This is a genomic window from Burkholderia sp. E168m23 (assembly GCF_016586125.1).
Classification (GTDB): Bacteria; Pseudomonadota; Gammaproteobacteria; order Burkholderiales; family Burkholderiaceae; genus Burkholderia; species Burkholderia orbicola.
The window spans coordinates 1-6,688 of record NZ_BCPP01000329.1 but is presented as its reverse complement, the minus strand read 5'-3'; the positions used below and the strand labels follow the sequence as shown (position 1 = coordinate 6,688).

At 67.8% G+C, this 6,688-nt stretch carries 6 protein-coding genes and 1 pseudogene; 4 read left to right on the top strand and 3 right to left on the bottom strand.

All coding sequences use genetic code 11. The annotated features are described in order from the left end of the window. Positions 1-396 (bottom strand): helix-turn-helix domain-containing protein (locus JMF90_RS17905; protein ID WP_201325278.1); only part of this gene is annotated, 396 nt, incomplete at its 3' end. A gap of 660 nt (positions 397-1,056) precedes the next feature. Here JMF90_RS17905 and JMF90_RS17900 point away from each other — a divergent pair. After that, positions 1,057-1,905 carry an ureidoglycolate lyase gene (locus JMF90_RS17900; protein ID WP_011548908.1) on the top strand — a complete coding sequence of 283 codons (849 nt, stop codon included), beginning with the start codon at positions 1,057-1,059 and terminating at the stop codon, positions 1,903-1,905. Positions 1,906-2,094: 189 nt separating this feature from the next. On the opposite strand, the gene JMF90_RS17895 is transcribed toward JMF90_RS17900, so the two are convergent. Further along, positions 2,095-2,478: a VOC family protein gene (locus tag JMF90_RS17895; RefSeq protein ID WP_011548909.1), complete on the bottom strand. Its 384-nt coding sequence runs from the start codon at positions 2,476-2,478 to the stop codon at positions 2,095-2,097. A 254-nt stretch (positions 2,479-2,732) separates the two neighbouring features. Here JMF90_RS17895 and JMF90_RS17890 point away from each other — a divergent pair, with 254 nt between their 5' ends. After that, entirely contained in the window at positions 2,733-3,392 is a 660-nt protein-coding gene (locus JMF90_RS17890) for an ABATE domain-containing protein (protein ID WP_011548910.1), read from the top strand. A 22-nt stretch (positions 3,393-3,414) separates the two neighbouring features. Here the strand turns inward: JMF90_RS17890 and prpR are convergent, their stop codons facing one another. Continuing rightward, on the bottom strand, positions 3,415-5,403 hold the full coding sequence (gene prpR / locus JMF90_RS17885) for a propionate catabolism operon regulatory protein PrpR (RefSeq protein WP_011548911.1): 1,989 nt from the start codon (positions 5,401-5,403) through the stop codon (positions 3,415-3,417). Between the two features lie 170 nt (positions 5,404-5,573). On the opposite strand from prpR, the gene prpB reads away from it, so the two are divergent. Then, the gene (gene prpB / locus JMF90_RS17880; RefSeq protein ID WP_006480320.1) at positions 5,574-6,467 is read left to right on the top strand and encodes a methylisocitrate lyase; all 894 of its coding nucleotides are present in this window, start codon (positions 5,574-5,576) and stop codon (positions 6,465-6,467) included. A gap of 40 nt (positions 6,468-6,507) precedes the next feature. After that, a pseudogene (locus tag JMF90_RS17875) lies at positions 6,508-6,688 on the top strand (2-methylcitrate synthase); the annotation flags it as partial.

Sequence of the window (6,688 nt, the reverse complement as noted above, 5' to 3'; positions counted from 1 at the left end):
GAGTATGTTGCCGCGATCGTAGACGGACAGGTGGCACGACTGTTCGGCGGCATCCGCGAAGCGCTGCATCGGCGGCAGCGCCTCGGCGATCAGCCGGTTCATCGGCGGATGCCGGTGCGCAAGCGCGAACAGCTTGAGGCTGAGCGTGTAGCGGTCGCCGCCGGTCGAACGCATCACGTAGCGGCGCGCGACGAGACGTTCGAGCATCCGGTAGATTTCGCTCGCGTTACGGCCGAGTTCCTTCGTGATTTCGGTGCGGGTGAGTCCTTCCTTCTGCTCGGACAGGAGTTCGAGAATGTCGAGGCCCTTGTCGAGCGCGGGTGCGCGATAGCGGTCGATAGCGGCCATCGATTCCCGTGCGTCGCAGCCGGGAAGCGGGTCGTTGGTTGTCTGCATTGTCGATGTGAGGTTGGGGGATTACCGTCGATCGGTTGGCGACGCACGCTGGCCGGTTCTGCACGCGTATAGGAGCGGGCCCGCGTATGGCGGTGAAAGCCATTCGTATGAGCTTAGCAATAAACATACGGTGTGCAATGCAGCGTCTTTTTACCGATCATTACCGGACAAGAACGGATGGTCAAACGTTTTCGATGACAGGGGCACCCCGAATAGCCAGTATTCATGCACCGATGGCAGGCGCTGCCCCGAACGACAGCCGATCGATCGGCGCCGGTGCAGCGCGTGCTGCGCCGCAGCGTCGGCAGGCGCACCAATAGTCGGTATCCGTCGCGCGCCATTTCACGGCGCGCGGCCGATGGTACAAAGGCTGGCGGGCCAGCGACGGTGCGGCCGCGCGTGCAGCCGGCCGGCATGGGCCGGCACGCGTCGCGGATGCCGGGCCGTCGTCGCCGATGCGCAGACCGGCGGCCGCCCGTTCGATGCGCGCCCTACTGGCGTACGGCGCCGCGATCGCTGCGCCCGCGCGACCCTCGCGCGTCGACTGCCGCATGCGGCGCCGACGCGTGCAGTCGACGATCGACGATCAGTCCGGCGCGCGGCTGCGAAAGGCTGCGTCGGCCGGTATCCTGTCCCATTCGACAACAGAGGTTAAGCACGATGAAACTGCTTCGCTATGGCCCGTCCGGCCAGGAAAAGCCTGGCATCCTCGACGCGGCCGGCCGGATTCGCGACCTGTCCGCGCATGTGCCGGATCTTGCCGGCGATGTGCTGTCCGACGCCGGTCTCGCGCGGCTGCGCGCCATCGATCCGGCCACGCTGCCGCTCGTGTCCGGCGAGCCGCGCATCGGCGCGTGCGTCGGTCACGTCGGCAAGTTCATCGGCATCGGCCTGAACTATGCCGACCACGCGGCCGAAGCCGGCATGCCGGTGCCGAAGGAGCCGGTCGTGTTCGGCAAGTGGACGAGTTCGATCTGCGGCCCGAACGACGGCATCGATATCCCGAAGGGTTCGGTCAAGACCGACTGGGAAGTCGAGCTGGGTGTCGTGATCGGCGCGAAGTGCAAGGACGTCGACGAAGCGCGCGCGCTCGATTACGTCGCGGGCTACTGCGTCGTCAACGACGTGTCCGAGCGCGAATGGCAGATCGAGCGCGGCGGCCAGTGGGACAAGGGCAAGGGCTTCGACACGTTCGGCCCGATCGGCCCGTGGCTCGTCACGCGCGACGAAGTGCCCGATCCGCAGCGCCTCGACCTGTGGCTCGAAATCGACGGCCACCGTTATCAGAACGGCAATACGCGCACGATGGTGTTCACCGTCGCGCAGCTGGTCGCCTATCTGTCGACCTGCATGACGCTGCAGCCGGGCGACGTGATCACGACCGGTACGCCGCCGGGCGTCGGCATGGGCGTCAAGCCGTCGCCGGTGTTCCTGAAGGCTGGCCAGACGGTGCGCCTCGGCATCGAAGGGCTCGGCGAGCAGTTGCAGCGCACGCGCGACGCGCAATAAGCGCGTGAGCGGCGCGGGTCGGCTCCTGGACGTAGTCACCCGCGCGCTGGCCATGCTGCCCGACCCGTCGGCATGACCGCCGACGATAACCGGCGCGTACCGAACGACGATGTAGCCAAAACCAGGGGCCCGATTCCGCGCGAGGCGGAATCGGGCCCTTGTCGCTTGTTCGCGCCGGTGCGAAGCGGATCAAACGACGTTGTCGAGTTCGCAGTGCGCTTCGAGTCGATATCCGTCGGGGTCGACGACGAACGCCGCGTAGTAGCCCGGGCCGTAGTGTTCGCGCTTGCCGGGCCCGCCGTTGTCCTTGCCGCCGTGTGCGAGCGCGGCACGGTAGAACGCATCGACCTCGACCGGCGACGCGGCCTTGAACGACAGGTGCATCCCCGATTCGGGATCGGCGACGACGGGCCGGGCCGCGTGCTGCAACCACAGCTCGGGCTCGGTCGTGCCGTACCCGATGGCGCTGTCGTCGCTATACAGACGCTTGTAGCCGAGTGCGCCGAGCGCGCTGTCGTAGAAGGTGCGGCTGCGGTCGATATGGGCAACGCCGAATGAAAGGTGGTCGATCATCTTTGGCTCTCCTTGAACTGAGGGGGACGTCAGAACGGCAAACCTGTCTAGAGGCACCATGCCAGCCGCTTGTAGCGAAGCGCGCCGAGCGTGGTCGCCTCGTACGTGCGGCCGGCGACGGTGTGGATAACGCTGAACGAAAAGCGATCGATCATCTGTGTCTCCTTGGATTGAAGGGGCGTCGGTGCAGCGAAGCCTGTTTTTAACCACCATGCCGGTTATGTTAGAAATCGCTTGGGCGCTTGTCAACCGGCATGGTGGTTAGATACGATCGCGTCATGAGCAAAACGCAACCTTCCGTCACGATCGACTGCCTGATCCCGGCGCCGCCCGAGACCTTGAGCCTTGACTTCGCGAACACGCTGTACTGGCGCGGCAGCGATCCGCCGACGGAAACCTTCGGCCGGCTGGACGACTTGCTGACGTGGTGTCGCGAACAGGCGGGCGTGCCGGCCGGTCTGGTCGACGCATGTCGCGTGCCCGACAAGGCGAAAGAGAAGGAGACGGGCGACGAGCCGGCGATGCTTGCGCGGGCGCTCGCGTTGCGCGAGGCGCTATACCGGCTCTTTCACGCGCAGGCGGAGCAACGCGAGCCGCAGCCCGACGATCTCGCGCTGCTCGGCGGCTTCCTCGCGGAGGCGTCGCCGCGCGTTGCGCTGGCGCGCGTGGACGGCCGCTATGCGTGGCGGATCGATGCGTCGGGGGCGACGCTCGCGGGGCTGTTGAGCCCGGTGCTGTGGTCGGCGATCGATCTGCTCGGCGGCGCGCGGCTCGTGAAGGTCAAGCGCTGTGCGAACGATGCATGCCAGTGGCTGTTCATCGACGACAGCAAGAACGGCAGCCGACGCTGGTGCTCGATGTCGTCGTGCGGCAATCGCGCGAAGGCGTATCGCCACTATCACAAGGCCGAATGACGGGGCGGCCCGAACCTCGCACCTATTTCGCCGACAACTTCCGCCATAGCGTCGTCTTGCTGATGCCGAGCATCGCGCACGCGCGGTCGCGGTCGCCGCCGCATGCGTCGAGTACCGCGCGGATCTCGTCGGCTTCCGCGCGACGGCGGCGCGCCTGCAGCGTCTGCGCATCGTCGTCGGCGGCGCCGGCCGCATCGAGCGGCGCGGCGAACAGCTCGGGCGCGATCACGTGCAGCGCACCGGGGGCAAGCGCCGCGCACGCGGCGCCCGGATCGCTTTCGTCGACTGCCTCCGCCAGCTCCACCGCGATCCGCTCGACCACGTTCTGCAGTTCGCGCACGTTGCCGGGCCAGCGGTAGCGCGCGAGCGTCGCTTGCGTCGCGTCGAGCACGCGCAGCGCGTCGTCGGTGTCGCGCACGCGTTCGGCGAGCCGCGGCTCGCGCCGCGCGGCCTGCACGAGCAGTGTCGCCGCGAGCGCGGGAATGTCGGCCGCGCGCTCGCGCAGCGGCGGCAGGCCGATGTTCAGGATGTTGAGCCGGTAATAGAGATCCGCGCGGAACGTGCCGGCCTCGACGGCGGCGAGCAGCGGCCGGTGCGTCGCGGCGATCACGCGCACGTCGATGCGGATCGGCTCGGTCGAGCCGAGGCGAATCACCTCGCGCTCCTGCAGCACGCGCAGCAGCCTGCTTTGCAGCGACGGCGGCATCTCGCCGATCTCGTCGAGAAACAGCGTGCCGCGGTGCGCGGCCTCGAACAGGCCGGTCTTGCCGCCGCGTCGCGCGCCGGTGAACGCGCCTTCCTCATAGCCGAACAGTTCGCTCTCGAGCAGCGCTTCGGGAAACGCGCCGCAGTTGACCGCGACGAACGGATAGCTGCGCCGCGCGGACAGCGCATGCAGGCTCTGCGCGATCATCTCCTTGCCGGTGCCGCTCTCGCCGAGCACGAGCACGGTCGCATCGGATTTCGCGTAGCGGCGCACGAGCTCGCGCACGCGCGTCATCGGCGCCGAGGCGCCGACCACGTCGTCGAGCGCGTAACGGGCGGCGAACTGCTGCGTGGTCGGTTGCGAACGCAACGCGCGATCGAGCCGTTCGACCGCGCGCGATTCCTGGAACGTGAGCACGCTGCCCGACGTGACGCCGCGATCGACCAGCGGCCCGCGATGCACGACGTAACGCACGCCGCGCACGGTCGCGAGCGCGTCGCCGTCCTCGCCGCGTAGCGTGCGCAACTCGGGACGCAGATCGACGAGCGCGCGGCCGACGGCCGCCGCGGGTTCGACCCCGAGCGCCGACGCGAGCCGTTGGTTGATCGCTTCGACGCGGCCGTGCGCGTCGAGCGCGACCACGCCGTCGCGCAGATGTTGCAGCAGGGTATCGAGCCGCTGGCGGCGGAACGCCTCGGCGTGCGTCGCATACGCGACTTCGAGCGCCGTCTCGACGGCCTTGCGCACCGACGCATGCGAATACAGGAACACCGCGCCCATGCCGACGCTGGCCGCGAGATCGGTGACGAGGCCCGGGCCGACGATCGTCTCGATGCCGCGATCGCGCAGGTCGTGCACGCAGGCCTCCGCTTCCTGGGCGGACTGATATGACGCAAACTGCACGTCGAGGCCGTACGCGGCGACGAAGCGGCGCACCTCGGGCGGCGTTTCCCCGGCGCTCACGAGCGCGATCCGCGCTGCGTCGCGCCGCGCGCGCGCCAGCGCCTGCATCACGTCGAAGCCGGTGGGCGACACGACCACCACCGGCACCTGCGCACGCGTTTTCAGGAAGCCGCCGTTCGAGCCGGCCGCGACGATCACGTCGGGGCGCGCGGTGCCGGCCTCGGCGATCGCGCTCAGCGCATCTTCGTAGGCGCGCGTGACGATCCGCACGTCGGCGCGTTCGTCGAATTCGCCGGCGATCTCGCGAAACAGCTCGCGCAGCCGGCTGATGCCCATCGCCCAGATGCGCGGGCGCACGGCGCGGTCGGCCGGGCCGACGGCCTTGGTCGAGGAGAGGTCCATGACGGCCGATTATGCGCGCACGATTTCATTTTTGAAACATGGAATTGCCAAATTGAAATCGACGGGCGATGCAATGCTGAAGGCGCTTGCTTAAGAATCAGTGGGTTAGCGACATTCCGCAAGCTGGCCCGGACCTTGCTGTTATCGGGCATTCCATCAGGAGGCCGTTCATGAGCAATACGCATCTTCAGAGCGCCGGCGCGAAGTTCCGCGCGGCAGTCGCGGCCGAGCAGCCGCTGCAGGTGGTCGGCGCGATCACCGCGTACGCGGCCAAGATGGCGCAGGCCGTCGGCTTCAAGGCCGTGTACCTGTCGGGCGGCGGCGTCGCGGCGAACTCGCTCGGCATTCCCGACCTCGGCATCAGCACGATGGAAGACGTGCTGATCGACGCGACCCGGATCACCAACGCGACCGATCTGCCGCTGCTGGTCGACATCGACACGGGCTGGGGCGGCGCGTTCAACATCGCGCGCACGGTCCGCTCGTTCATCAACGCCGGCGTCGCGGCCGTGCACCTCGAGGACCAGGTCGGCCAGAAGCGCTGCGGCCACCGCCCGGGCAAGGAAGTCGTGCCGATCGACGAAATGGTCGATCGCGTGAAGGCCGCGGTCGATGCGCGTACCGACGACCAGTTCGTGATCATGGCGCGCACCGACGCGGCCGCCGCGGAAGGGATCGACTCGGCGATCGAGCGCGCGGTCGCGTACGTCGAAGCCGGCGCGGACATGATCTTCCCGGAAGCGATGAAGACGCTCGACGACTACCGCCGCTTCAAGGCCGCCGTGAAGGTGCCGATCCTCGCGAACCTGACCGAGTTCGGCTCGACGCCGCTGTTCACCGTCGACGAACTGCGCGAGGCGAACGTCGACATCGCGCTGTACTGCTGCGGCGCGTATCGTGCGATGAACAAGGCCGCGCTGAACTTCTACGAGACGCTGCGCCGCGACGGCACGCAGAAGGCGGCCGTACCGACAATGCAGACGCGCGCCGAGCTGTACGACTTCCTCGGCTATCACGAATACGAGCGCAAGCTCGACGAACTGTTCGCGCAGGGCAAGAAGTAACGCGGCCCGCACCCCCCGATACCCATTGGAGAAGGACAACATGAGCGAGACGAAAGACGCAGCAGCACCGGCCGCCGCAGGCGCATTCAAGCCGAAGAAGTCGGTGGCGCTGTCGGGCGTGACGGCCGGCAACACCGCGCTGTGCACGGTCGGCAAGACCGGCAACGACCTGCACTATCGCGGCTACGACATTCTCGACGTCGCCGAATCGTGCGAATTCG

What these genes read in the sequence shown, in the direction of transcription:
- JMF90_RS17890 (WP_011548910.1), top strand. Translation starts at nt 2,733, where the DNA reads ATGGTGGTTAGATACGATCGCGTCATGAGCAAAACGCAACCTTCCGTC.
- JMF90_RS17895 (WP_011548909.1), bottom strand. Translation starts at nt 2,478, where the DNA reads ATGATCGACCACCTTTCATTCGGCGTTGCCCATATCGACCGCAGCCGC.
- prpR (WP_011548911.1), bottom strand. Translation starts at nt 5,403, where the DNA reads ATGGACCTCTCCTCGACCAAGGCCGTCGGCCCGGCCGACCGCGCCGTG.
- JMF90_RS17900 (WP_011548908.1), top strand. Translation starts at nt 1,057, where the DNA reads ATGAAACTGCTTCGCTATGGCCCGTCCGGCCAGGAAAAGCCTGGCATC.
- prpB (WP_006480320.1), top strand. Translation starts at nt 5,574, where the DNA reads ATGAGCAATACGCATCTTCAGAGCGCCGGCGCGAAGTTCCGCGCGGCA.